The organism is Allobosea sp. CRIB-10 (assembly GCF_900112185.1).
GTDB lineage: Bacteria > Pseudomonadota > Alphaproteobacteria > Rhizobiales > Beijerinckiaceae > Allobosea.
In genome coordinates, this window is sequence record NZ_FOKP01000004.1 from 240469 (window position 1) to 265071 (window position 24603).

At 67.5% G+C, this 24603-nt stretch carries 24 protein-coding genes; 12 read left to right on the forward strand and 12 right to left on the reverse strand.

All coding sequences use genetic code 11. The annotated features are described in order from the left end of the window. Positions 1-367 precede the first annotated feature (367 nt). Positions 368-844 (forward strand): NUDIX domain-containing protein, encoded by a 477-nt coding sequence (locus BMZ69_RS08185; RefSeq protein WP_244543279.1) that lies wholly within the window; start codon positions 368-370, stop codon positions 842-844. Positions 845-1012: 168 nt separating this feature from the next. Here BMZ69_RS08185 and BMZ69_RS08190 read toward each other — a convergent pair whose 3' ends face one another. Further along, positions 1013-1597: a cytochrome b gene (locus BMZ69_RS08190; protein WP_092156068.1), complete on the reverse strand. Its 585-nt coding sequence runs from the start codon at positions 1595-1597 to the stop codon at positions 1013-1015. Between the two features lie 259 nt (positions 1598-1856). Between BMZ69_RS08190 and ribA the strand changes: the two genes are divergently transcribed. Together ribA and BMZ69_RS08200 are read left to right on the forward strand one after the other, a co-directional pair. Then, positions 1857-2984, forward strand: coding sequence for a GTP cyclohydrolase II RibA (ribA, locus tag BMZ69_RS08195; protein WP_092156069.1), 1128 nt, complete (start codon positions 1857-1859; stop codon positions 2982-2984). 31 nt (positions 2985-3015) lie between these two features. Further along, a complete protein-coding gene (locus BMZ69_RS08200; RefSeq protein WP_244543270.1) occupies positions 3016-5394 on the forward strand; it encodes a glycosyltransferase family protein in 2379 nt (792 codons plus the stop codon). A gap of 166 nt (positions 5395-5560) precedes the next feature. Here BMZ69_RS08200 and BMZ69_RS08205 read toward each other — a convergent pair whose 3' ends face one another. The 4 genes from BMZ69_RS08205 to BMZ69_RS08220 form a co-directional block, all read right to left on the reverse strand. After that, on the reverse strand, positions 5561-6421 hold the full coding sequence (locus tag BMZ69_RS08205; protein ID WP_092156071.1) for a TIGR01459 family HAD-type hydrolase: 861 nt from the start codon (positions 6419-6421) through the stop codon (positions 5561-5563). Beyond that, entirely contained in the window at positions 6418-7350 is a 933-nt protein-coding gene (locus BMZ69_RS08210) for a sugar kinase (protein ID WP_092156160.1), read from the reverse strand. The genes BMZ69_RS08205 and BMZ69_RS08210 overlap by 4 nt, the downstream gene beginning before the upstream one ends. Positions 7351-7441: 91 nt before the next feature. Next, entirely contained in the window at positions 7442-8689 is a 1248-nt protein-coding gene (locus BMZ69_RS08215; protein ID WP_092156072.1) for a coiled-coil domain-containing protein, read from the reverse strand. Positions 8690-8777: 88 nt separating this feature from the next. Beyond that, entirely contained in the window at positions 8778-9347 is a 570-nt protein-coding gene (locus tag BMZ69_RS08220) for a DUF1134 domain-containing protein (protein ID WP_175506718.1), read from the reverse strand. 184 nt (positions 9348-9531) lie between these two features. Here BMZ69_RS08220 and BMZ69_RS08225 point away from each other — a divergent pair, with 184 nt between their 5' ends. Further along, positions 9532-10050, forward strand: a complete 519-nt coding sequence (locus BMZ69_RS08225) for a YHS domain-containing (seleno)protein (RefSeq protein WP_092156074.1) — start codon at positions 9532-9534, stop codon at positions 10048-10050. A gap of 6 nt (positions 10051-10056) precedes the next feature. Here BMZ69_RS08225 and BMZ69_RS08230 read toward each other — a convergent pair whose 3' ends face one another. Beyond that, positions 10057-10914, reverse strand: a complete 858-nt coding sequence (locus BMZ69_RS08230; protein WP_092156075.1) for a 3'(2'),5'-bisphosphate nucleotidase CysQ family protein — start codon at positions 10912-10914, stop codon at positions 10057-10059. A 273-nt stretch (positions 10915-11187) separates the two neighbouring features. Between BMZ69_RS08230 and BMZ69_RS08235 the strand changes: the two genes are divergently transcribed. The 6 genes from BMZ69_RS08235 to BMZ69_RS08260 all read left to right on the forward strand — a co-directional run bounded on the left by BMZ69_RS08235 (position 11188) and on the right by BMZ69_RS08260 (position 17507). After that, complete coding sequence (locus BMZ69_RS08235) at positions 11188-11826, forward strand: histidine phosphotransferase ChpT (protein WP_092156076.1); 639 nt, start codon at positions 11188-11190, stop codon at positions 11824-11826. A 124-nt stretch (positions 11827-11950) separates the two neighbouring features. Next, positions 11951-14563 (forward strand): hybrid sensor histidine kinase/response regulator, encoded by a 2613-nt coding sequence (locus BMZ69_RS08240; RefSeq protein ID WP_092156077.1) that lies wholly within the window; start codon positions 11951-11953, stop codon positions 14561-14563. Next, positions 14560-15060, forward strand: coding sequence for a chemotaxis protein CheW (locus BMZ69_RS08245; RefSeq protein WP_092156078.1), 501 nt, complete (start codon positions 14560-14562; stop codon positions 15058-15060). The genes BMZ69_RS08240 and BMZ69_RS08245 overlap by 4 nt, the downstream gene beginning before the upstream one ends. A gap of 23 nt (positions 15061-15083) precedes the next feature. Further along, positions 15084-15449 carry a response regulator gene (locus tag BMZ69_RS08250; protein ID WP_057190702.1) on the forward strand — a complete coding sequence of 122 codons (366 nt, stop codon included), beginning with the start codon at positions 15084-15086 and terminating at the stop codon, positions 15447-15449. Positions 15450-15549: 100 nt separating this feature from the next. Further along, entirely contained in the window at positions 15550-16614 is a 1065-nt protein-coding gene (gene cheB, locus BMZ69_RS08255) for a chemotaxis-specific protein-glutamate methyltransferase CheB (protein ID WP_244543271.1), read from the forward strand. Then, on the forward strand, positions 16611-17507 hold the full coding sequence (locus BMZ69_RS08260; RefSeq protein ID WP_092156080.1) for a CheR family methyltransferase: 897 nt from the start codon (positions 16611-16613) through the stop codon (positions 17505-17507). Before cheB ends, BMZ69_RS08260 begins: the two co-directional genes overlap by 4 nt. 155 nt (positions 17508-17662) lie before the next feature. Here BMZ69_RS08260 and BMZ69_RS08265 read toward each other — a convergent pair whose 3' ends face one another. Further along, complete coding sequence (locus BMZ69_RS08265; protein ID WP_066470963.1) at positions 17663-18364, reverse strand: response regulator transcription factor CtrA; 702 nt, start codon at positions 18362-18364, stop codon at positions 17663-17665. Positions 18365-18707: 343 nt separating this feature from the next. On the opposite strand from BMZ69_RS08265, the gene fliI reads away from it, so the two are divergent. After that, complete coding sequence (gene fliI / locus BMZ69_RS08270) at positions 18708-20048, forward strand: flagellar protein export ATPase FliI (RefSeq protein ID WP_092156081.1); 1341 nt, start codon at positions 18708-18710, stop codon at positions 20046-20048. A gap of 6 nt (positions 20049-20054) precedes the next feature. Here the strand turns inward: fliI and BMZ69_RS08275 are convergent, their stop codons facing one another. Together BMZ69_RS08275 and BMZ69_RS08280 are read right to left on the reverse strand one after the other, a co-directional pair. Then, on the reverse strand, positions 20055-20633 hold the full coding sequence (locus BMZ69_RS08275) for a TlpA disulfide reductase family protein (protein WP_092156082.1): 579 nt from the start codon (positions 20631-20633) through the stop codon (positions 20055-20057). Positions 20634-20746: 113 nt separating this feature from the next. Then, positions 20747-21982: an MFS transporter gene (locus tag BMZ69_RS08280; RefSeq protein ID WP_175506719.1), complete on the reverse strand. Its 1236-nt coding sequence runs from the start codon at positions 21980-21982 to the stop codon at positions 20747-20749. 315 nt (positions 21983-22297) lie between these two features. On the opposite strand from BMZ69_RS08280, the gene fliJ reads away from it, so the two are divergent. Continuing rightward, entirely contained in the window at positions 22298-22702 is a 405-nt protein-coding gene (gene fliJ, locus BMZ69_RS08285; protein WP_092156084.1) for a flagellar export protein FliJ, read from the forward strand. Between the two features lies 1 nt (position 22703). Here the strand turns inward: fliJ and BMZ69_RS08290 are convergent, their stop codons facing one another. The 3 genes from BMZ69_RS08290 to BMZ69_RS08300 all read right to left on the reverse strand — a co-directional run bounded on the left by BMZ69_RS08290 (position 22704) and on the right by BMZ69_RS08300 (position 24554). Next, complete coding sequence (locus BMZ69_RS08290; protein WP_092156085.1) at positions 22704-23318, reverse strand: GNAT family N-acetyltransferase; 615 nt, start codon at positions 23316-23318, stop codon at positions 22704-22706. Between the two features lie 60 nt (positions 23319-23378). Then, a complete protein-coding gene (locus tag BMZ69_RS08295; RefSeq protein ID WP_092156086.1) occupies positions 23379-24008 on the reverse strand; it encodes a TetR/AcrR family transcriptional regulator in 630 nt (209 codons plus the stop codon). A 330-nt stretch (positions 24009-24338) separates the two neighbouring features. Beyond that, the gene (locus BMZ69_RS08300) at positions 24339-24554 is read right to left on the reverse strand and encodes a hypothetical protein (RefSeq protein ID WP_092156087.1); all 216 of its coding nucleotides are present in this window, start codon (positions 24552-24554) and stop codon (positions 24339-24341) included. Between the last annotated feature and the right edge of the window lie 49 nt (positions 24555-24603).

The following is a 24603-nucleotide window of genomic DNA, read 5'->3' on the forward strand; positions in this document are numbered from 1 at the left end:
ATTCTCGGAATCGATCACGTTCATGATCTTGGATCGGCTCGATCCAACATCATCGTGATCTGAAGGCTCAGTTGGCCGAGCCGGTCAGCTCCGAGACGATGCGCGGATCGGTCAGGGTGACAGCCGGCTTCCAGACATAGCGAGGCTTGGCGTTCAGGCGGGCGGTGATGAAAGCGAGAAGCATGATAATTTCCCCAGCGGTAACGGCATGAGCTTGTGATCCTCATATATGGCGCGTTTGTGTTATATCGAGAGGCAAATCAGAGTTCTGATATGCGTTTTGTGCATGGACATTAACCCGGCAGCAGGATTTGCCCAAATCGTGAGCAACGAGGACGGATCGAGTTCGCGCTTCGGCGCATCAGGGATCGAACTGGTGCCGCCCCTGCTCCGGCGGTTGGCCGGGCGCGCCCTGCATCTCTATTTCCGCCTGCGTCGCGGCATGACCCTCGGCGTGCGCGCCGCCGTGCTGAGCGAGGCCGGCGAAGTCCTGCTGGTGCGCCACACATATACGCCCGGCTGGCATCTGCCCGGCGGCGGCGTCGAGCCGAACGAGACGCTTGCCGACGCGCTCGCCAAGGAATTGCGCGAGGAAGCCAACATCGCGCTGACCGGCCCGGCCGTGCTGCACGGCGTCTTCCTCAACCGCCACGTCTCCGTGCGCGACCATGTCGCCGTCTTCGTTGTGCGCTCCTTCACGCGGAGCGGACCGAAGCAGCCCGATCGCGAGATCGCCGAGGCGCGCTTCTTCCCGCTCTCGGCCCTGCCGGAGAAGACGACGCCGGGCACACGCCGCCGGCTGGCGGAGATCGTCGAGGACGGAATGCTGCCGGATGAGTGGTGAGAATGCAGTAACGATCCTCCTCCCCTCAGCCCTCATTCTGAGGAGCGCTCCGCAGGAGCGCGTCTCGAAGGATGCTTCAGGACGCTCCGGAGACAACTGGAGCATCCTTCGAGACGGCCGGTGACGCGGCCTCCTCAGGATGAGGGCTGGAGGCTGGACCGAGCAGCCCTACTTCACCCCCGGCAACATCCGGCGCAGCACGCCGTCCTTGCGGATGACATAGTGGAAGAGCGCCGCGCCGATATGCGCGCAGGCCAGCAGCGCCAGCAGAATGGCGAGCCAGCCATGGACGAAGAGCACGCGCTTGGCCGCATCCTCATTGGGCGCAGCCAGCGCCGGCAGGTCGAACAGGTTGAACACCGTCAGCGATGGGAAGAGCGAGACGCCGAGCCAGCCGAGCAGCGGCACGACCAGCAGCAGGCCGTAGAGCGCCCAGTGGACGAGATGGGACGCGGCCTTCTGCCACCATTCCAGCGTCGGCTCGTCGGGCGGCGCACCATGCAGCAGCCGATAGATCAGCCGGCCGGCGCTGAGCCAGAGCACCAGGAAGCCGAGCAGCTTGTGCGTCGAATAGAGCGCGTCCGTCACGCCATCCCAGATGTCGAGCGTGTTACCGCGATAGGTCATGGCGAGCCCGAGCGGGATCATCACGAACACCGCCGCGGCCGTGGTCCAGTGCAGCATGCGCGCTGGCTTGCTGTAGACGGGGGCGCGCCCTGCGCCCGTCGTCACCGGGTCATGTCCCTGCGTCATTTCCCTTATGCACTCCCGCTCGCCATATCTGGTCAGGGTCTGCGGCCGAGACTATTCATCTGGTGTTCAATCTCGCGCTTTTATAGGGCAGTCTGCAATCGGTCGCGATCAGTCCGATTGCAGGCACTGTCTTGGGAACCACGCAGAAGCGGAAACGTTGTAGAAGCGCCGTGTCGCGCCGGGTGATCTGTCCGAGCGAGACACGCGTAACAAGCTCAAATTCCTCCGCGCTCTCGGGCGCAATCTGACGGACCTTCCGATGCCTCAGTCGCGTAAGCTCTTCGACCGGCCGGGTGAAACCGATCTGGTCGCCGTCGACCGCGCTCTCGCCGAGTTTCGCGCCGCCCGTCCGGTGCTGCTGCGCCAGGGCGACGAGTTGGCGCTGGCCTTGTCGGCCGAGCTTGCCGAGGCCGATCTCACCGCCCGTCTCGATTCGCTCTCCGCCGGCAATGCCCGCCTCGTGCTGAGCGCCGCGCGCCTGCGTCGGCTCGGCGCCAAGGGACGCGCCGAGACCGGCATCCTCGCCATGCCGGTGATCGACCTCGCCCGTGTCGAGACGCTCGCCCTGAAGCTCGACGCCCGCGTCGATGCCCCCGTTGGGCCGGCAGGCGCGCTCGATAACGCCGCGCTCGAACTCGCCCGCCTTTCCCTCGTGCTGCCGGCGGTGATCCTCGTCCCGGTCTCGGCCCAGCAGGTCGCCGGCGAGCCGCTGATCGAGGTCTCGATTGACGCCGTCAACGGCTATCGCGCCGCGCAGGTCGCGCGCTTGGCGATCGTCGGGCGGGCGCCGGTGCCGCTGGAGGGCGCGCCCGACACCGAATTCGTCGTCTTCCGCGGCGGCGAAGGCCTGCGCGACCAGGTCGCGATTATCGTCGGCAAGCCGGACCTTACGGCGGCCGTGCCGGTGCGCTTGCATTCGGCCTGCCTGACCGGCGACCTGTTTGGCTCGCTGAAATGCGATTGCGGCGACCAGCTGCGCGAGACCGTGCAGTGGATGGCGCAGAACGAGGGCGGCATCCTGCTCTATCTCGACCAGGAAGGCCGCGGCAACGGCATCTCCAACAAGATGCGCGCCTACAAGCTGCAGAGCCAGGGCTGGGACACCTATGATGCCGACGAGGTGCTCGGCTTCGACCTCGACCAGCGCCATTTCGACTTCGCGGCCGCCATGCTGAAGCAGCTCGGCGTCTCCAGCGTCACGGCGCTGACCAACAACCCGCTGAAGATCGGGGCAATCAAGGCCGCCGGCCTGGAAGTCGCCGCGACCCAGCGCGTCCTCGGCCGCCCGAATGTCCACAATGTCCGCTATCTCGCTTCCAAGCGCGATCGCGCCGGCCACTTCATCGACATGGACGCGCTGATGGCGCGCGCCGCGCCGAAGGATTGATCGAGCCCCGGACCTGGGGCAGGAAGCCCTGATGTCCGATGCTCGCCTGCCAGGTCAGGACCACCACGAGACTGCAACGCCCCCCGCACCCTGGCCGACCACCAGGGTGATGCTGCTCGTCTGCGCCGGCTGGCTCGCTTTGTCCTGGCCCTGGCTCTCCGGCGTGGTGACTGTCCCCTGGGACGCCAAGGCGCATTTCCACCCGCAGCTTCAGTTCCTCGCCAGCGCCCTGCACAAGGGGCTTTCGCCGTTCTGGACGCCCTTCGTCTTCGCGGGATCGCCGCAGGTCGCCGATCCGCAATCGCTGATCTTCTCGCCGCCCTTCTTCCTGATCGCCCTGCTCAATCCGAGCCCGGATTTCCGCTGGAGCGACGGCGCCCTGCTCGGCTCGCTGCTCGTCGGCGCGCTCTGCCTCGTCCTGCTCTTCCGCGATCGCGGCTGGCACCCGGCCGGCGCCGTCGTCTGCGCGCTCTCCTTCGCCTTCGGCGCAGCCGCCGCCTGGCGCATCCAGCATGTCGGGCAGGTGCTGAGCCTGTCCTATTTCGCGGTGACGCTGCTGCTGCTCTCGCGCGCACTCGAACGCAGCTCCTGGCGCTATGGCTTCGCCGCCGGCCTTGTCGCCGGCTTCATGGTGCTCGGGCGCGACCAGGTCGCTTTGCTCGGCGTCTATGTCCTGGCCGGGCTGGTGCTCGCCGCCATCGCCATGGCCGACAAGCCGCTGGCGGCACTGCGCGCCAGCCTGATGCCGCTGCTCCTCGGCGTGATCGGTGCAACGCTGGTTGCGACAGTGCCGATCCTGCTCACCGCCGTCCTGGCGGAGGAATCGAACCGGCCGGTGATCGACCTCGCCGGGGCCGGCAAGGGCTCGCTGCATCCAGGCTCGCTGCTGACCGGGCTGATCGCCAATCTTTATGGCGCATCCGGGCCGCTGGAGAACTTCTGGGGCCCGCCCAGCCCGGCCTGGGAAAAGCGCTTCGGCCCGCTCGACCTCTATCTTGCCCGCAATATGGGCGAGCTCTATCTTGGCCTCTTGCCGATCCTGCTCATCGTCGGCGTCGGCATCGTCCGCGGCGCCCTACTGCGGCGCGAGATCGTCGCGCTCAGCGTCGCGGCGCTGCTCGTGCTGGTCTTCGCGCTCGGCCGTTACACACCTGGCTTTGCCCTGCTCTTCCATCTGCCGGGCATCGACTTCTATCGCCGCCCGGCCGACGCGCTCTTCATCCTCGGCGCGCTGCTCTCGATCCTTGGCGGCTATCTCACCCATCTCGTCCTGACCGATACCGCGCCGCGCCCGCGCCGCTGGCAGGTCGCTGTCGAAATCCTTTTGCTGCTGGCGGCTTTTGGCACAGCGATCTGGCTCGCCTGGACAATCGGGCGACTGCATGTCGCCTTCGTGCCTTTGGTCACCGCCGTGCTCTGCCTGACGCTGGTCGCCGGCGCGCTGGTCGCGGCACGCGGGCTTGCTCTGCAGGGCGCCGGCATGGCCGCGACCATCGTCCTCGCCATCGCCATGGTCGTCGATCTCGGCGTCAACAACGGCCCGAGCGAGTCGACCGCCCTGCCGGCAGACATGTACGAGGTGCTGCGCGCCGACAGCGGCAACGAGACCATCGCCCTGCTGAAGCGCGAGACCGCCCGCACCGCCGGCCCCGACCGGCGCGACCGCATCGAGCTCGCCGGCATCGACTTCCACTGGCCGAACGCCAGTCTCGTTCACGGGCTGGACAACACGCTGGGCTACAACCCGGTCCGGCTCGGCTTCTACAGCCAGGCGACCGGCGCCGGCGACCATGTCGCCTTGCCCGACCAGCGGACGTTCGCGCCGCTGATGCCGTCCTATCGCTCGCTGCTCGCCGACATGCTCGGCCTACGCTTCATCGCGACCGGCGTCCCGGTCGAGCAGATCGACAAGCGGCTGAAGCCGGGTGATCTCGTCCAGATCGCCCGGACCAAGGACGCCTATGTCTACGAGAACCCGCGCGCCCTGCCACGCGTATTGCTCGTCACCGAAGCACAGCAGGCTGATTTTGCCGCCATCCTGAAGAGCGGGCAATGGCCTGTCGGCTTCGACCCGCGCCGCACCGTCCTGTTGGACAAGGCGCCGCCTCCCCTGCCGACCGGACCGGCCCAGGCCGGCAGCGTCCGTATCCGCAATTACGGCACGACCGAGGTGCTGCTCGATGTCGAGGCGCCGCGCGGCGGCTTCGTCGTGCTGAACGATGTCTGGCAGCCCTGGTGGCAGGTCGAGATCGACGGCAAGCCGGCGCAGCTGCTGCGCGCCAACGTGATCTTCCGCGCCGTGCAGGTGCCGCCCGGCCGCTCGACGATCCGCTTCGTCTTCCGCCCGCTCGACGGACTCTATCACGCGATCGGCCAGCGTATCCGGAAGGCGAACCCGCCGCCGGTGTAGAGAACTCTCTTTCGGCGACGAAGGAGGCGCCTCTCTCTCCCGGAACGGGGGAGAGATGGAGAGGGGGCCGGCGCGACATCGAACCAGCCTCGGCTCTGCCCCCTCCCAACCCTCCCCCGTTCCGGGAGAGGGCTCCCGCGCCCTCATCGGCAGAGAAGGACGATACCTACCCCAGCGCCGCCATCGCTGCGACCGGCAAGGGCCGGTGCGTCGCCAGCACACGCGAGAGCCCGTCAGGGACCACCGCCCCGTCGCGGATCGTCTCGTCGCGATGGATGCCGCCGGCGATGAACAGGCTGTCGAAGCCCATCATCTTGGCTCCGGCGAGGTCGGTGCGCACCGCGTCGCCGATCACCAGCACGCGGGCGGGATCGAGATCGCGCCCTCCGCGCGCCTCGCGGGCGGCCGCCAATGCGAGGTCATAGGCCGGGCGGTGCGGCTTGCCTGCCCAAGCGACCTGGCCGCCGAGCTCCTCATAGATCGTCGCCAGCGCCCCGGCGCAAGGCAGGAGATCATGGCCGACATGGACGACGAGATCGGGATTGCCGCAGATGAAGGGCAAGCCGCGCGCGGCGAAGCGCGACAGCAGCGGCCGGTACTGCTCCGGCTGCTCCCGGCGGTAGTCATTGAGTTCGGTCGCGACGACGAACTGCGCCTCGTCCTCGCCGACGAGCTCGATGTCGAAGCCTGTGAACACCGCCCGGTCTTCGTGCCAGCCGATATGATAGGCCTTGCGCAGATATGTCTCGGCGATCAGTGCACGCGTGACGTCGCCCGAGGTCACGAGCCGGTCCCAGGCGGCGCGCGGCACGCGCTTGCTGTCGAGCACGCCGGCGATCTGTTCCGACGGCCCCGGCGCGTTCGAGAGCAGCACCACCGTGCCGCCGCCCTCGCGGTAGCGCATCAGCGCCTCGCAAGCAGGATCGAGCGCCAGCACGCCGTCATGGACGACGCCCCAGACATCGCTGATCAGCACATCGTAGCGGGCCAGCAGCGCGCCCGCTTCCGTCAGGACTGGAACGCTCATGCCCGGCCGGCCGCCTCTTGCGCGATCCGAGCCTCGACATCGGCCCGGCGAGGCAACGGGGCAACCGCGCCATAGCCCTGCGTCGACAAGGCCGCCGCGACATTGGCATAGGCCCCGGCAGCGAAAGCATTGCCGGTGCGGATATATTCGGCCAGGAACGCGCCGTCATAGCAGTCGCCGGCGCCGGTCGCGTCGATCGCATCGACCTTGATCGGCACGAAACGCTGGCGCTTGTCCGGCGTCGCGACCAGCGAGCCCTCATGGCCGAGCGTCAGCGCCACGACCTTGGCGCCGAGCTTGAGGTAGAAGTCGACGATGGCGTCGGGCTGCTCCAGCCCGGTCAGCAGCTTGGCATCGCCGTCGCCCGGCAGGACGATGTCGGCCATTTCGCAGGCGGCATGGACGATCGCCCGCGCCCGCATCAACGGCCAGAGCTTGAGCCGAAGATTGGTGTCGTAAGCGGTGAGCACGCCGTTCTCGCGCGCCGTCGCGAAGGCCTCGAACACCGCATCGCAAGCGCTCGCCGAGATCGCCTGGCTGATGCCGGAAGCCTGGATCACCTTGGCCGAGGCGATCAGCTCCTTCGGCAATTGCGCGGGGCCGTACAGGCTCGCGGCCGAGCCGGCGCGCAGATAGGAGAAGACATGGCCTTGCGGACCGTGGGAGACGAAATAAAGCCCGGTCGGCGCCGAAGCATGGGTCGAGACATGGCTGTCGTCGACGCCTTCCGCGGCCCATAGCGACCGCCACGAGCGACCGGGCTCGTCATCACCGAGCGCGCCGACATAGGCGACCTTGGCACCCTGCCGGGCTGCCGCGACCGCGCAATTGGAGGTGTCGCCGCCGAGGCCGAAGCGATAGGCGCCGGCCTCGCCCCGGGTCGCGTTGAACTCGCCGAGGGGTTCGCCGATACAAACGATATCCGTCATCATCCCAAACCGAAGCCGCCGGCCGCGAAAGCGACCGCCCTTTCCCTAGAGCATGTCCGGCAAAAGTGGAAAGGCTCTCGCGTTCTGGCGTCTACTCCGCCGCCTCGCGGCTCTCCGACGCCACCAGCAGCGCGTCGGCCAGCCGGACGATCTCCTGGCGCAAGGCCGCCTCGCCGGCCGCCTTGCCGGCGTTCTGCTTGCGCAGCGCCGCCAGCTCGCGTTTCAAGCCAGCCCGGTCGGCCCGTGCCTGGTCGCGAGCGCCCTGGACGGTGCCGATCTCGGCATGCAGCGCCTCGACCATCTCGTCGCGCTCGCGCAGGGCCGCACGATGCGCCGCCGCCTCGCTCGCGAGCTGCTCTTTCAGGCGAGCCTCCGTCGCGGCGGCAGCCGCGATCCTGTCCTCCAGCGCCTTGATCCGTTCCTGCGTCTGCGCATGCTCGGCGGATGCCTGCGTCATGGCGGCCTCCTGTTTTGCGATCTCTGCGCCAAGCTTGATGGCGTTCGCGTCGGCCGTGCGCAACGCCGCCTCGGCCTCGTTCGCCCGCGTGGCCAGGGCATCCGCCCGCAAGCGCTCGCTGTCGCGGTCCAGCTTCATCGCGGCAAGGCTCGTGCGCGCCTCGGCCAGCGCCGTCTCCGACGTGCTGAGCCGGGCCGAGAAATCGTCGCGCTCGCCGGCCAGCGTGAGCCTGAGCGTGCCGGCCTCGACCAAAGCGAGGCGCTGGCGGTCGTGCTCGTTGTTCAGGGCGGACAGAGCCTGGTCGCGTTCCGCGAGCTTCGTCGCAGCCTTGTCGTGCAAGGCCCTCAGTTCCGCGAGCTCGTGGTTGCGGGCGGCGAGATCGGCCGAGGTGCCACTGAGCGCCTGGCGGATCTCGGCGAGTTGCGCCTCCACGGCCGCAAGGTCGCTGACACGGCTCGACAAGGTCGCCTGCGTCGTCTGATGCCCGGCGCTCTCCTTGGCCAGAGACTCGCGCGTCTGCGCCAGTTCCTGAGTCCTCTCCGCCAGCTCCGTCTCGAGCGCCCCGATCCGCTGCTTGCGCTCCATCAAATCGGTTTCCAGCCGGGCGATCGTCATGTCGCGCCGGCCGATCTCGCTCATCGCACCGGCCTTGGCGGCAAAGCCGCTCTCGGCTTTCTGCTCCAGGCTCCGTTCGCGGATCGCGAGTTCGGCGCGCAAATGATCACGATCCGCGGCGATCTCGGCGAGCGACAATGGGAATGCGGCCTCGGCCCGCCGCCGCGCCAACCGATCGGCTCTGCGGCTCAGCGCCGGCAAGGCCGCGAGGGCGAGCAGGCTGGCGCACAGGAAGCCGAGCGCAATGAGCATGACGGCTTCGATCAAGGCAGGGCGGCTCCGGTTTTCTGCGATCAGCCTGAGCTTAGGCTGCCATGCCTTGTTAGATAAGACCAGCAGCCGACGATTGTCAGGGTCAGAACGGGTTCCAGGTCGCCTCCGGCGTGAACTTCAGGTAGCCGAGGTTGACGCCGAGCCGCCAGCCGACGCCGGTGCGGATCGGCACCACCATGACGCCCTCCGCCGTCAGCGCGGTGAAGCCGAAACCGCCGACGAAATAGACCGAGCCGTCGACCCCGGCGAAGCGCTGGTAGAGCGCGCGCACGCTCGGCAGATTGTAGACCAGCATCATCGTGCGAGCCCCGTCGCCGCCGAAATCGAAGCCGACCGACGGGCCCTGCCAGAACACCTTCCGGTCGCCGGCATTGCGGGTGAACAACGTGCCCTCGCCATAGCGCAGGCCGCCGACGAAGGCGCCGGACGCCTCCTGGCCGAGCACATAGCCGTTGGGCTCGCCCCAGCGGCGCACGGCCTCCTCGACCGTCAGGGCAAAGCCGCGCGAGACATTGCCGAAGAATTGGTGACCGGAGGTGACCAGCTCGTTCTGGGAAAAGGAGCGCTCATTCTGGGCGGCGGCGGAGCCGGTCGCAAGCGCAGCGCCGAGCAACAAGGCGCCGGTGAACAAGGTGCGGCGGGTGTGGTTCATGACATCGTCTCCAGGCAAGGGCCGGGCATTGGGCATTCGGCCTCCTGCCAGGGCTGTGTCGACGGCATACCGCATCAATTCATGCGGCCGCGGTAACCTCCTGGATACGCTGTATGTGTATCCAAGCGGTGAACCGCGGCGCAGAACGTGCCGCGACACGACTGAAACCAAGGATTGGTTGGCGATGAAGGCCGCAGCAAGGCATGCTGGAACCGCTCTCGCCGGCATCGTAACGGCTTGCGCGCTGTGCCTCGCCGCCGGGCCGGGCCAGGCGTCCACCCTCCCCCCCGGCCTGCCGGAGCTGCCCAATCTCGGCGAGGCCATGCAACGGGACAACCGCACCGGCTTGGCGCTCTCGGGTTTCGATCCCGTCGCATATTTCCTGAACGACGCCGCGGTGCCGGGGCTGCCCGAATACGAGCTGATCCATGCGGGCGCGGTCTGGCGCTTCGCCAGCGCCGCCAACCGTGACGCCTTCCGCGAGGCGCCACAGGTCTACACCCCGCGCTTCGGCGGCTTCGACGCCAGCGGCGTGGCGGATGGGCGCGCGGTCGACGCCGATCCGCATCGCTTCGCCGTCATCGGCGCGCAGCTCTATTTCTTTCGCAGCGACGAGAACCGCCGGCGCTTCCTCTCCGAGGCCGCCCTGCGCGCAAAGGCCCAGGAACGCTGGCCGGCCGTCGCGACCTTGATCGCGCGCTGACGCCGCTCAGGCCCGGCAGGTTTCGGGCCGGCAAGCCACAGCCTTCTCGATCGCGAGCCTGGCCAGACGCTCGCAGCTCGCCGCCACGAAAGGCGGATTGCGGAAATCGCGCTCGGCATTGCCGTAGGCCGGCTTTTCGCCGTCGAGGGTCAGCACGACGCCACCGGCGGCGGCGAGGATCACATCGCCCGCTGCGATGTCCCATTCCATGGTCGGGCCGCCGCGCACATGCAGATCGGCCTCGCCCGATGCGATCAGCCCGAACTTCACCGCCGACGACACCGGCGCGCCATCGCCCTTCGCGATTGCGGCCGCGACGCCGGCGCTGACCGTGTCGCCGTGGAAGCGGCTCACCAGCATCAGCGGGCCGTCCTCCGGCTCGCACCGGACATGGACCTGCCGCGGCGCGCCGAGCGGCTTCGCTTCATCGTCCAGCGCCTGGGCGAAGCAGCGCGCCCCGCCGAACCAGAGCCGGCCGAGGGCGGGCGCGGCGATCGCGCCCGCGAGCGGGCGCCCGTTCCGGATCACGGCGATGGCGACGCAGTAGCTGTCGCCGGAGGCGAGAAACTCGCGCGTGCCGTCGAGCGGGTCGAGCAGGATGAAGACCTCGGCCGGTGCGATCTCGCCGACGCTCTCCTCGCTGATCACCGGAAAGCCCGGCAGCAGCTCGGCCAGTGCCTGCTTGGCGGCGAAATCCGCGGCAAGATCGGCGGAGCAGACCGGCGAGCCGTCCGCCTTGAGCTTGACGTCGCGCGCCGCCCGCTTCGCCAGCAGCACCGCAGCGGTGCGCCGTGCCGCCTCGCCGAGCGCGCGCGCGAGCCCGTCCTGGTCGGTCAGGCGTGAATCATCGTGAGCGATGGCCATCTTTCGAACCAATCTCGCCGGCGCCGTGTGCCGTTCTATCGTCCTAAGCCGGGCGGCGCCTCCGGCGATGTCATACCGTTAGCTAGTGCATGTAATGCCAAAGGAAAAGCCAGCTCGCCTTCTGGCAGCCATCTTGCCAAGGCATGCCGGTAGGGCACGCGCACCAAAGGGGTGCCGGGGCTATGGTTAACCAGCTGCAAACCAGCCTCGCGCATTCTGCGCTTCGACATGGGTGCAACATCGCCCTGATTCTCTTGACCGCAGGACCGGATCATGACCGCCATCTCACTCGAGCCGCTCGATCTGGCCGCGCTTCTCTGCAGCCGCGTCTGCCATGACGTGATCAGCCCGGTCGGCGCCATCGTCAACGCGCTCGAAGTGCTCGAGGAAGACGATCCCTCGATGAAGGACTTCGCGCTCGACCTGATCAAGAAGAGCGCCCGCAACGCCTCGGCCCGGCTGCAATTCGCGCGGCTCGCCTTCGGCGCGGCCGGTTCGGCCGGCGCGATGATCGATCTTGGCGACGCCGGCTCCGTCGCCAACGGCTTCCTCAACGACGAGAAGCTCTCGCTCGATTGGGAGGCGCCGCGCGCCCTCCTGCCCAAGAACCAGGTCAAGCTGGTGCTCAACCTGCTCGTGCTGGCGACGCAGGCGATCCCGCGTGGCGGCAAGATCACCTGCCGCTGCACCGTCACCGGCGAGCAGGGCGGCTTCGCCATCACCGCCACCGGCTCGCATGCGCGCATTCCCGCCCATGTCGAGGACCTGATCGCCGGCCGCTCCGAGACCGGCGCCATCGACGCCCATGCGGTCCAGCCGCTCTATACCGGAATGGTCGCGCGCGCTGCCGGGATGAAGATCGCCTTCGCGATCGAGGGCGACACGGTCAGCATCGGCGCCGAGCCGGCCTGAGACTTCGGCGGGCTGTCCGCACGCCTTGTGATTCCTTGCGCTTTCCGCTCCCTCTCAACCGATCATAAACCCTTCCACCGCAATATCCGCAGCAGCATCGGTGGCGTGAGTGAGCGGTCCTTGCATGGACGAGTTGCTGCAAGAGTTTCTGGGAGAGACCGGCGAGCATCTCGACATGGTCGATCGCGAGCTCGTCCGTTTCGAGCAGGAGCCGAACAACGGCGACATCCTGCGCAACATCTTCAGGCTCGTCCACACGGTCAAAGGCACCTGCGGCTTCATCGGCCTGCCGCGGCTGGAGGCGCTGACCCATGCGGCCGAATCCGTCATCGGCCAGTTCCGCGACGGCGCCAGCGTCTCGTCGAGTGCCGTCACGGCGATCCTCGAGACGATTGACCGGATCAAGGAGATCATGGCCGAGCTCGCCGAGAAGGGGCAGGAGCCGCCGGGTCATGACGGCCAGCTGATCGACGAATTGCGTGGCCTGGCCGAACGGGCGAAGCGGGAGCTGGCCGTCCGGCAGCCGCAGTCCCTGCTCGATCCGGTCGCCGCCTATCTCGCCCGCTCGGCCGAGAGCCGGTCGGCCGAGGCCGGCGGAGCACCAGGGACAGGCTCAGTCCCGGACGAGATGGACCTGGTCTTCCGCGCCGCGCCGAGCCCGCTCGACCAGCCCGGCATGGCCCATGGCGAGGCCGGCCGGGATGCGAAGGCGGCCGGCCCGGCAACCTTGCGGGTCAATGTCGACACGCTCGAGCATCTGATGACCATGGTCTCGGAGCTGGTGCTGACCCGCAACCAGCTGCTGGAGATCGCGCGCCGGCAGGAAGACGCCGGGCTGAAGGCGCCGCTGCAGCGGCTCTCGCTCATCACCGCCGAGCTGCAGGACGGCGTGATGAAGACGCGCATGCAGCCGATCGGCAACGCCTGGTCGAAGCTGCCGCGCATCGTCCGCGACCTCTCCACCGATCTCGGCAAGAAGATCGAGCTTGTGATGGAAGGCGCCGACACAGAGCTCGACCGCCAGCTGCTCGACCTGGTCAAGGACCCGCTCATCCACATGGTGCGCAATTGCGCCGACCATGCCATCGAGGAGCCGCAGGAGCGCGTCGCGCTCGGCAAGCCGGAAACCGGCACGATCCGCGTCTCGGCCTATCACGAAGGCGGCTCGGTCACGATCGCGATTTCCGATGACGGCCGGGGCATGGACGTCGCCCGCATTCGCCGCAAGGCGATCCAGCAGGGATTGGCGACGGAGGCCGAAGCCGACCGGATGAGCGAGACGCAGCTGCTGCGCTTCGTCTTCCATCCGGGCTTCTCGACATCCGACACCGTCACCTCGATCTCCGGGCGCGGCGTCGGCATGGATGTGGTCAAGGTCAATGTCGATGCCATCGGCGGCATGATCGACATCGCCAGCATCGCCGGCACGGGCACCACGATCACGATCAAGATCCCGCTGACGCTGGCGATCGTCTCCGCCCTGATCGTCGCGACGGACGGCCAGCGCTTCGCCATTCCGCAGGTGGTCGTGCGTGAGCTCGTGCGCGTCAAGGCCGGCGGCGAACACCGCATCGAGCGGATCAACAACACGCCGGTGCTGCGCCTGCGCGAGCGGTTGTTGCCGATCATCGCCCTGGCCGGCGTGATCGGCAAGGCGGATGCGGCGATCACCGACGACGGCTTCATCGTAGTGACGCAGGTCGGCGAGCGCCAGTTCGGCATCCTCGTCGAGGCGGTGTTCCACACCGAGGAGATCGTGGCCAAGCCGATGTCGACGCGGCTGCGCCACATTCCGCTCTTCTCGGGCAACACCATCCTCGGCGACGGCGCCGTGGTGCTGATCGTCGACCCCAACGGCGTGGCGCGCCTGGTCGGCGTGACGACGCAGGACGACATCGCATCAGACGTCTCCGTCGATGCGGCGCTTCCGGCCGAGCGCACCACGATGCTGGTTTTCCGCGCCGGCAAGGACGGAGTGAAAGCGGTCCCCCTCTCTTTGGTCACGCGGTTGGAGGAGATCGAGGCCGGCCTGTTCGAGAACGGCGGCGGCCGCTCGCTGCTCAACTATCGCGGGCGGTTGATGCCGGTGCTCCCGGTCGAGGGCACCCAGCTCCGCCAAGCTGGCCTGCAACCTCTGGTGATCTTCTCGGAAGGCGATTTCAGCATGGCGCTGGCAGTCGACACCATCGTCGACATCGTCGACGAGGTGCTCGACATCGAGATGCTCGCCATGCCCGAGCAGGGGCTGCTGGGTTCGGCGATCATCCGGGGCCGAGCGACGGAGATTCTCGATCTCGCCTATTATCTGCCGCGGGCCAATCCGAACTGGCTGCACCTGCGCCACAATGAGAGCGGCGGCCCGCGTGTCCTCTTGGTCGAGCCGTCGGAGTTCCTGCGCGAGATGCTCGCGCCCGTTCTCAAGGCCGCGGGCTTGCGGGTCACGCATGCAGCAGATCCTGCGATGGCGGCGGGGCTCGCCTCGGGTGATGACCAGCTGAACGCCGTCGTCGTCGACATCGACCACAATACCGACGCGGCTTTCGCCCTCGCCGCGCGGCTGCGCAGCGAAGACCGCCATGCGGATCTGCGTATCATTGGCCTCGCCAGCCTGCCGACGCCCGAGCTGCACATCGCCGCGAGCCAGGCGCAGTTCGACGAAGTCGTCGCCAAGTTCGACCGGCGCACCCTGATCGCCGAACTGGCGGACACCCGTTCCAGAGTGAGGCGAGCCGCATGACCGCCCCGAACGATCAGAACGGCGCAGGCCTGACCTTCGAGGACTCGCTCGACTACGTCACCGTCACGGTCGGCGGGCAATTGCTCGGCCTGCCGATAGCGCGCGTGCAGGACGTCTTCATCGCCACCCGCATCACGCCGGTGCCGCTGGCGCCACGCGAGGTCGTCGGCCTGATCAATCTGCGCGGCCGCGTGGTCACCGCGATCTGCATGCATCGCCGCATGCACCATGCCGACGCGCCCGCGATACCGCCCGCAGGCGAGGAACGCGAACTCACCGCGGTCGGGCTGGAGCAGGCCGACGAGGCCTTCGCCCTGATCGTCGACACGGTCGGCGAAGTGATGCGCCTCAGCCGCACGACCTTCGAGCCGGTGCCGATCCATCTCGATCGCGCCTGGGCTGCCATCGCCAAGGGTGTCCACCGCCTCGACGACCGCCTCCTGGTCGTGATCGACGTCGACGCCGTCCTCAACATCGAACTGCCGATCGCCGCCTGACGATCCGCGCCCTGGAGCCTGCCATGAAATACTGCCTCGTCGTCGACGACTCCGCGGTCATCCGAAAGGTCGCCCGCCGCATCCTGGAAGGGCTGCAATTCCGCATCGCCGAGGCCGAGGACGGCGCACGCGCCATCGACGCCTGCAAGGGCGAGATGCCGGATGCGATCCTGCTCGACTGGAACATGCCGATCATGGACGGCTACGACTTCCTGCGGAACCTCAGGCAGATGCCGGGCGGCAAGCGCCCCAAGGTGGTGTTCTGCACCACCGAGAACGACATCGCGCACATCGCCCGCGCCATGCACGCCGGCGCCGACGAGTACATCATGAAGCCGTTCGACAAGGAAATCGTCGCGTCGAAGTTCCACCAGGTCGGGCTGCTCTGAAGCAGCCTTGCATGTCGCACCCCCGTCCCCCGACCGCGCAATCGCCATGACCCCCGCGCCGCCCTCCGCAAACCGGCAAGACGCGCGCCTGAGCACGGTGGTGATCGCCGACGACTCCATGGTGGTGCGCGGATTGTTCGCGCGCTGGCTGGGCGAGAGCGGCCGCTTCCATGTCGTCGGCGTCGCCGGCGATGGCGAATCCGCGATCGAGCATGCCGGGCGGCATCATCCCGACATCATGGTGCTCGACCTCGACATGCCCATCCTCGACGGCGTCGAGGCGCTCCCACGGATCATCAAGGAAAGTCCCCGGACAGCCGTGCTGCTCACCACCACGCTGACCGAACGCAACGCCCAGCTGGCTCTGCAATGCATCAGCAAGGGGGCGGTCGACGTCCTGCCGAAGCCCGACAATCGCAGCGGGCTGACCTTGTCGCTCGACTTCCGCAGCGAACTGCTCGGCAAACTCAGCAGCATTACGCAATCCCGTTTCCGCGAGGGTGACCTCGCCGCGGACGGCGCTCAGAGCGCCCCGCTGCCCAGCGGCGTCGCCGACCTGCGGCCGCTGGTCTCCGTGATGCCGCGCTATCTCGTGATCGGAGCCTCGACCGGCGGTCCGCGCGCCGTCGCCCGCGTCCTCGGCGATCTCGGCGAAGCCCTCGCCAACCTGACCACGCTGATCGTCCAGCATATGCCGCCGCTGTTCACCGCCTCCTTCGCCGATCAGATCGCAGCCCAGCTCGGCGTGCCGGCACGCGAGCCTCATGACGGGGAGCGGCTCGCTCGCGGCATGATCTATGTCGCGCCTGGCGGGCGCCATCTCGGCATCGAGCGCAAGCTCGGCCACATCGCGGCCAGCATCAGCGACGAGCCTCCGGTGCATTTCTGCCGGCCCGCGGTCGATATCCTCTTCGCGGATGCCGCGCGCCATCTTGGCCCTGCCGCCCTCGGGCTGATCATGACCGGCATGGGTTCCGACGGCACCGACGGCGCCACCACGCTGCGTCGCGCAGGCGCCGCGGTCATCGCCCAGGACGAGCAGTCGAGCACGATCTGGGGCATGCCGGGCTCGGTCGTGCGCGCCGGTCAGGCCAGTGCAGTGCTGCCACTGTCCGGTATCGGCCCGGCCATCCGCACGCTCGTCGGCGGGAGCCGCCCCGCATGACCGAGCTCGATTTCGATTTCCTGCGAATCCTTCTGCAGCGGCGCTCGGGTCTCTTCCTCAGCACGGAGAAGCGCTATCTGGTCGAGAGCCGGCTCGGCATGCTCTGCCGTCGCCGCGGCATCGCGGGGATACCGGCTCTGGTCAGCCAGTTGCGCCTCGGCCCGGCTTCCGAGCTCGAAGCGGCCGTCATCGAGGCGATGACGACCAACGAAACCCTGTTCTTCCGTGACCGCACGCCGTTCGACCTGTTCCGCGACATCCTCCTGCCCGAGAAGCTCGCAGCCAATGCGCAAAGCCGGACGCTGCGCATCTGGTGCGCCGCGGTCTCGACCGGCCAGGAAGCCTATTCGATCGCCATGCTCCTCGACGAGGCCGCCGATCGTCTCGCCGGCTGGAACATCGAAATCCTCGGCACCGACATCGCGGTCGAGGTCCTCGACCGCGCGCGCCAGGGACTCTACAGCCAGTTCGAAGTGCAGCGTGGCCTGCCGATCCAGCTCCTGCTCAAGCATTTCCGGCAGGAAGGTGACAAATGGCGCCTCTCCGAGCGCATTCGCGGCATGGTCACGCTCAAGCCGCACAATTTGCTCGAGCCGAGCCAGCAGCTCGGCCAATTCGACATCATTTTCTGCCGCAACGTCCTGATCTATTTCGACGTCCCGACCAAGGCACGGGTCATGGCGGCCCTCGCCGAACGGCTCGCGCGGAACGGCGCCTTCATCCTCGGCGCGGCCGAGACGGTCATCGGCATCACCACGACATTGGTGCCGGATCCGCAGCACCGCGGCATCTATCGCGACGCCTCGTCGAACGCACAGGCGCGGCGCGCGCCCTTCCCGGCAAGCCCGGAACCCGGCGGCAGCCCCTCCGCCTTCAAGATCGCGCGGACCTGATCGCCGCCGGCCCGCCGGCCGTTCGACCTCTCCTCCGCCCGCCGCACAAACAAAAACCCCGCCTCTCGGCGGGGTCCCCGTTCACCTGTCGTGTACATCCGACGATCAGGCGATCTAACTGTTAGGCGTCGATGATGACGCCGTCATGACGAAGCTCAAGCCGGAATGCGTTCCTCGGCTTCGCTCGGCTCGCGCAGCACATAGCCGCGGCCCCAGACGGTCTCGATGTAGTTCTTGCCGTCGGAAGCGTTGGCGAGCTTCTTGCGCAGCTTGCAGATGAAGACGTCGATGATCTTCAGCTCGGGCTCGTCCATGCCACCATAGAGGTGGTTCAGGAACATTTCCTTGGTCAGCGTCGTGCCCTTGCGCAGCGAGAGCAGCTCCAGCATCTGATATTCCTTGCCGGTCAAATGCACGCGCTGGGCATCGACCTCGACGGTCTTGGTGTCGAGATTGACGACGAGGTCGCCGGTCGTGATCACCGATTGGGCATGGCCCTTCGAGCGGCGCACGATGGCGTGGATGCGGGCGACGAGCTCGTCCTTGTGGAACGGCTTGGTCAGGTAGTCGTCGGCGCCGAAGCCGAGACCCTTCACCTTGTCCTCGATGCCCGCGAGGCCGGAGAGGATCAGGATCGGCGTCTTGACCTTGGCGACGCGCAGGGAGCGCAGCACCTCGTAACCCGACATGTCCGGCAGGTTCAGGTCGAGCAGGATGATGTCGTAGTCGTAGAGCTTGCCGAGATCGACACCCTCTTCGCCCAGATCGGTCGTGTAGACGTTGAAGCTCTCGGACTTCAGCATCAGCTCGATGCTTTGAGCGGTCGCGCTATCGTCCTCGATCAGCAGAACCCGCATGTCACGTCCCCAATTTCGCCCCGAGGCAGCGATCCCGTTCAACCGCCCACAACCCTCGTGGCTGTGGGGGGACGAACGCTTGCCTGATGAAACGCTACGCGACACGCTACGGGGAAATGGTTAACAAACCCTGATTCCCGCACGCAAGCGCTTCTTGGCAAAAGGTTGACGATCCTTGTCGAGGTGAGTCGAATTTGACACGGATCATTCGAGCTTCAGCCGCGAAAGCGCCTTTCGCGGAAGCTCGCATCGACGAAACAGACGAAAATCGCCCGGCTCTTCGACGCAGCTTCGAAACGCAGTGTTAATCACTCCGCTTAATGGAAGGTAAACGGCAGGGATCATGAACGGCGCTTCGCCTGGCCAGGACCGGTTATCCACACTCGCGACGATGATCGGCGAGCTCGAGGCGACGTCGGTCTATGGCCGTGTGACCGCCGTGCGCGGCCTGCTCGTCGAGGTCTCAGGCCCGATCGCGGCGATGAGCCTGGGCGGACGCGTCGGCATCGAGATCGCGCCCGGCGTTCGCGTGCCCTGCGAGGTCATCGGCTTCTCCGGCGAAAAGGCGCTGGTCATGCCCTATGGCGGCCTCGACGGCGTGCGTCGCGGCTGCCCGGCCTATGTCGACCGCACCGTCGCGGGCTTGCGCCCGACCATGGCCTGGCTCGGCCGTGTCGTCGACGCGCTCGGGCGCCCGGTCGATGGCGGCCCGCCGCTGCCGCAGGGCGAGCGCACCATCCCCTTCCGCAACGATCCGCCGCCGGCCCATGCCCGCAGGCGCGTCGGTCCGCCGCTCGATCTCGGCGTGCGCGCCCTCAACACCTTCCTGACCTGCTGCCTCGGCCAGCGCATGGGCATCTTCGCCGGCTCCGGCGTCGGCAAGTCGGTCCTGCTTTCGATGCTGGCCCGCTATGCGCGCGCCGACGTCAACATCATCGGCCTGGTCGGCGAGCGCGGCCGCGAGGTCCAGGAATTCCTGCAGGACGATCTCGGGCCGGACGGCCTTGCCCGCTCGATCGTCGTGGTCGCGACCTCCGACGAGCCGGCGCTGATGCGCAAGCAGGCGGCGCTGACCACGCTGACCCTCGCCGAATTCTTTCGCGACCAGGGCCTGCAGGTGATGTGCCTGATGGATTCGGTCACCCGCTTCGCCATGGCGATGCGCGAGATCGGCCTCGCCGCCGGCGAGCCGCCTACGACCAAAGGATACACCCCCACCGTCTTCGCCGAACTGCCGCGCCTGCTCGAACGCGCCGGCCCCGGCACCGGCGACGGCGCGATCACCGGGCTCTTCACCGTGCTGGTCGATGGCGGCGACCATGACGAGCCGGTCGCCGATGCGGTGCGCGGCATCCTCGACGGCCATATCGTGATGGAGCGCTCCATCGCCGAGCGTGGCCGCTATCCGGCGGTCAACATCCTGAAATCGGTGTCGCGCACCATGCCGCGCTCCTGCGACCCGCTTTACTATCCTGTCGTGCAGAAGGCGCGGGCAACGCTCGCGACCTATGCCGACATGGAGGAACTGATTCGCCTCGGCGCCTATCGCCAGGGCGCTTCAGCCGAGGTCGACGAGGCGATTCGGCTCAACCCCGAGCTCGAAGCCTTCCTGAAGCAGGCCAAGGACGAGGCGACCGCCCTCGGCGACGGTTATGCCCGGCTCGCCCGCATCATGGGGATGTGAGCGGCATCACAGCCCGCCGACATGATTCAGCAGCGCCAGCGCCTGGGGCGAGGCCCAATCCGCCTCGCCGAGCATGTAGCCGCGCACCCCGCCACGCCGGTCGGTGACGTAGATCACCGGCAGCCCCTCGCCAGTCGACAGCGGCTGCCTGGCGCCTGCCGCCGCGAGGGCTTGCCCGCCCCGATCGTAGAAGACAGGCAAGCGCGTGACGCCGAGGCGCTTGAGATAGTCCCGAACATGCGCAAGCTCGCGCTCGTCGGTGCTGATCGACACGACCTCGACGCACCTCGCCCGGAAATCCCCGAGCTGCCGCTCGAAGCGCGGCAGGGTGATTCGGCAGACCGGGCACCAGGTCGCCCAGAGATAGATGAGGCAGACCTTGCCCGGCACCGGCCGGGCGATGGCCGGCTTGCCGTCGAGTCCCAGCAGGGCGAGCGGCACCATCGGCTCGACCGGATCGAGCTCGATGAACTGATAGCGCGCCGTGCGGAACTGCGGCAGCCGCGTCTGCGCGACCGCCGCCCCCGCCAGCAGTCCGAGCGAGGCCTGCAAGGCGAGGCGGCGGGTCATTGGATGGGACGGCATCTGCTCTCGTGTTCGCTTTCGTCGGGACGGCGGCGTGATAGGTCGGCCCTGGCCGTGCCCCTACGCACGATCGCGTCAGTGAGGCTGCCGACCTTGGCGTTTCCGAGACGAGATCAGCTGTGCAGTCGCCGCACCAGCATGATCATGGCGAGCAGAGCGAGACTCTGGATCACCGCCGACACCACAAGCGTCCCGGAAGCGCCCAGTCGCTCGACCAGGAAGGCGAAGAGCAGCGGCGCCGCCGCGAAGGTCAGGTTCTGCGGCACGGTCAGGCGGCCGAGCATCGCGCCGAAACCGTTGCGGCCGAACAGCGCCAGCGGCAGGGTCGCCCGCGCCACCGCGATCACGCCCATCGCGGCGCTGAACAGCATGACGAAGGTGATCGCGATACCGCTCGAGCCCGGCGCCAGCGCCATCAGCAGGCAGGAAGCCGGCCCGAGCGCGAGTCCCGCCAGCGCCACACGCTCCACCGGCAGGCGCTCGCCCGCCACGGTATCGATCGCGCGCGCCACCAGCGTCGCCGGGCCGCTCAGCGACGCGATCGCCACCGCGCTCACCCCCGTGATGCCCGCGCCCTGCATCAACCCGATGATGTGCAGCGGCAATCCCCAGGAGACGAGCCCGCTGGCCGAGAAGCTCAGCGCCAGCAGCCAGAAGATCGGCCGCCGCTCGCCGGGTGGCACCCTGCCCTGCGCTTCGGTGGGGGCAGCCGACGGACCGGGGTCGGACAGTGGCTTGGCACGATAGGCGGGGATCGCCAGATGGATCGGCAGCACGATCACCAGCTGGATCGCCGCGAAGACGAAGAGGCAGGCGCGCCAGCCATAATCGGCGCTGAGCCAGGCGGTCAGCGGCCAGAACACGCTGGAGGCCAGCCCCGTCACCAGCATCATCAACCCGATCACCCGGCGGGTGCGTTCGCCCATCAATTGCGCCACCGTGACATTGCCGGTGTTGGCGAGCTGCATCGCGTGGCCGATGCCGATGACGAACCAAGTGGCGAGATAGCTGATCGGCCCCTGGGCCAGCGCCAGCAAGGCGAGGCCGAGCCCTGAGATCACCGCGCCCAGCGCCATCGCATGCCGTGTGCCGCGGCGGTCGAGATGGCGCCCGAGCATCGGTGAGATCAGCGCCCCGATCGCCAAGAGGATGGTGATGCCGCCGAAGGCCACCGTCGGGGTGAGGCCGATCTCGCGTTCGAGATGGCCGGCCAGAACCGAGGGCGAATAATAGATCGAGCCCCAGCCGATGATCCGCGTCAGCGCGAGTCCGGCGAGCAGCAGACTATATTCGGGAAGAGGGCGCGAGGCGGGCAAGACGTGTCCGACGCGCCGAACCGCGCGTCCCATGTTTTGATTCGCCCGAGAATAACGAGTGCTACGCGTGACCGGCAGAGCCTGCGACGCACCCTGCGCATGCATCGAAAGCGAGCGATCCTGGTAAGGAACGATCAACCTCCTTGCGCCATTGTGCTTTTCGTCTCGCGGAGTGTTGCGGCGGCGGGCCGAGGGGTCGGCTCATCGCCAGAGACGGGTCCGATCGGGTTGGTCCAACCTGATCGGTGAATCCGTCTCTGAGTGGATATTGGAGACCGTTTTACCGGTCGGCTTGCAACGCAAGCAGACCGGAACGGGCTCCGTGCGTAATCAGGAGTTCGGCACGAGATGAAGTCGCGAGAGACCCTTTTGCGTCTCAAACGCTTCCAGGTGGACGAAAAGCGCCGCCGGGTAAGCCAGATTGAGATGATGATCGCGGAATTCAACCGGATGGCTGGAGATCTCGATCGCGAGATCCAGAACGAAGAGACGCGCGCCGGCATTTCCGACCCGGCCCATTTCGCCTATCCGACCTATGCCAAGGCGGCGCTCGGTCGTCGTGACAATCTGCGGCAGTCCGCCGACAACCTGCAGGGCCAGCTCGACGAGGCCAAGGCCGAGCTGCAGGAAGCCTTCGAGGACATGAAGAAGGTCGAGATCCTCGACGACCGCGAGCGCGCCACCGAACGCGCCGCCGAAGCCGCCCGCGACCAGGCGATGATGGACTCGATCGGGCTGCGCTCGCGCGCCTGAGCTATTCGATCACCGGACAATGCGGGACGGCGCTGCGCGGCATCGCCCCGCCAAGGCGCGGGTCGTCGACCACTTCCACCCCGCGCTTGAACGCCGTGAATCCCGAACGCTGGTAGAACTCGACCGCATCCTGGTGGTCGAGCGTGCAGGTGTGCACCCAGAAGCGGGAAATCGGCCGCGTCCAGGCGCGTTCCAGCGCCCGATTCATCAGCCAGCGTCCCGCACCCTTGCCGACGACGCTCTCGTCGAGGCCGAAGAAGGCGAGCTCACCCTCGCCCTCCACCCGGAAATCAAGCTCGAGCAGGCCGACATCGCGCCCGCCGAAGCGAACCGCGAAGAACTCCACCAGCGGATCTGCGAGGATCGCCTGCAGCTCCTCCACCGGCTTCACCAGCCGGCTGAACCACATCCAGCGCTCGCCGAGCAGGCGATAGACGGTGAGATAGCGCTGGACGTCCTCACGCCCGATCGCCTCCAGCGAGAAGCCCTCGACGCCAGGCGGGTCGGCCCGCCGCGCCGGCGCCTTGAACATTTCGAGCGAGGTCACGATCGCGGCGATCTTGCCGGCGGGCAGGTCGGTGGTGCCGTTCAGGCTGATGGGAAAAGTCTCGGACATGGCTTTCAGGGTCGGCAGATGGCATCAGCGGCCCCATAGCACGGCCGTGTCGCCTACCTGCTACTGCCTGGCGCCGATTCCGTCGAGAAGGGTTGCGACGGCAAGCGCGGCGATCTGCTCGCTGCTGGCGCCGCTGGCACGGCTCCACTCGGGCACGCGGTTCAGCCCGCCGAGGAAATACGGCACCAGCAGGCTCAGATCGTGCCCATCGGCCGTCTCCCCGCTGGCGACCCCATCGGCGAACAGGCCATGCCAGAGCTGGGCGTATTTCTCGCGCATCTTGCGGCTGCGCCGCTTGATGATCGGCGGCAGGTGCTCGTAGACGTGCATGTACTTCTGGTCCTTGCCGACCAGGCTCGAAATATGCACCTGCACCGCCGCCGACAGGCGCTCCGCGAAAGGGGCTTCCTGCGGCAGGCTGCGGATCGTCTCCGCCACCCGGGCGTAGAGCGTCTCGATCCCCTGGTTCAGGATCTCCTCGACGATCTCGTCCTTCGATTTGAAATGGTAGTAGAGACTGCCCGCCTTCATATCGACCAGGGCCGCCACGGCTCGCATCGTGCAGGCATCGTAGCCCTGGTGCACGATGATGTCGGCTGCGGCGTCGAGGATCTCGCGTCTGACCGAATTCGGCTTCCCCTTCAGCTCGGCTCCGGCGCTCGCCGGCCGTCTCGTATTCCGCGCTTTCATCCCTGGTCTGCTCGCCCTTGGTATCCACGAAGACCCAAACCCGGTCGAACGCACGTCCCCGCGGGGCCATCGCCGCGTCACTACTTTCCCTTGTGCAACAGATCAAGACGACAACCTATCCGTTTCAATCTCAAAACCGATAGTCGTCGATTTATTTTTCTATCAAACGATAGTTTAAAAGTTGGAGTCCTGCACCAGCGTCAGTCTTCGAGCAAACACCCGCATGGCTGAAATCAGCGATCCCTAGAGACAATTCTGCTGATCTACCAACCGTCATGAGGCTGGAATGGGTGATGACTCGCGAGGCATCCGAAAAACGGCGTTGACCCGTTAGCGCCGGCCAGAGGTTTCGCTGCGCTCGTGCTTGCCCGCCGCGAGCCCCTCGGGATCATCCGGCTCATAGGGCGCATGCGGCCCGGTCGGGTGTGCGGAACGCGGATTCGGCCCAGCCCGCCGCTGCTCATCCGCGCCGGACTGGCCGGGGCGCGGCGCAGTCGCGAAGGAAGCGGGCGTATCAGTCAGGCGGTCATTGCGCTTGTTCGGCATGGAGCGGTCCTTTCCTCTGGACAACCGCTCCACGCCGCGGGAGTTCCCG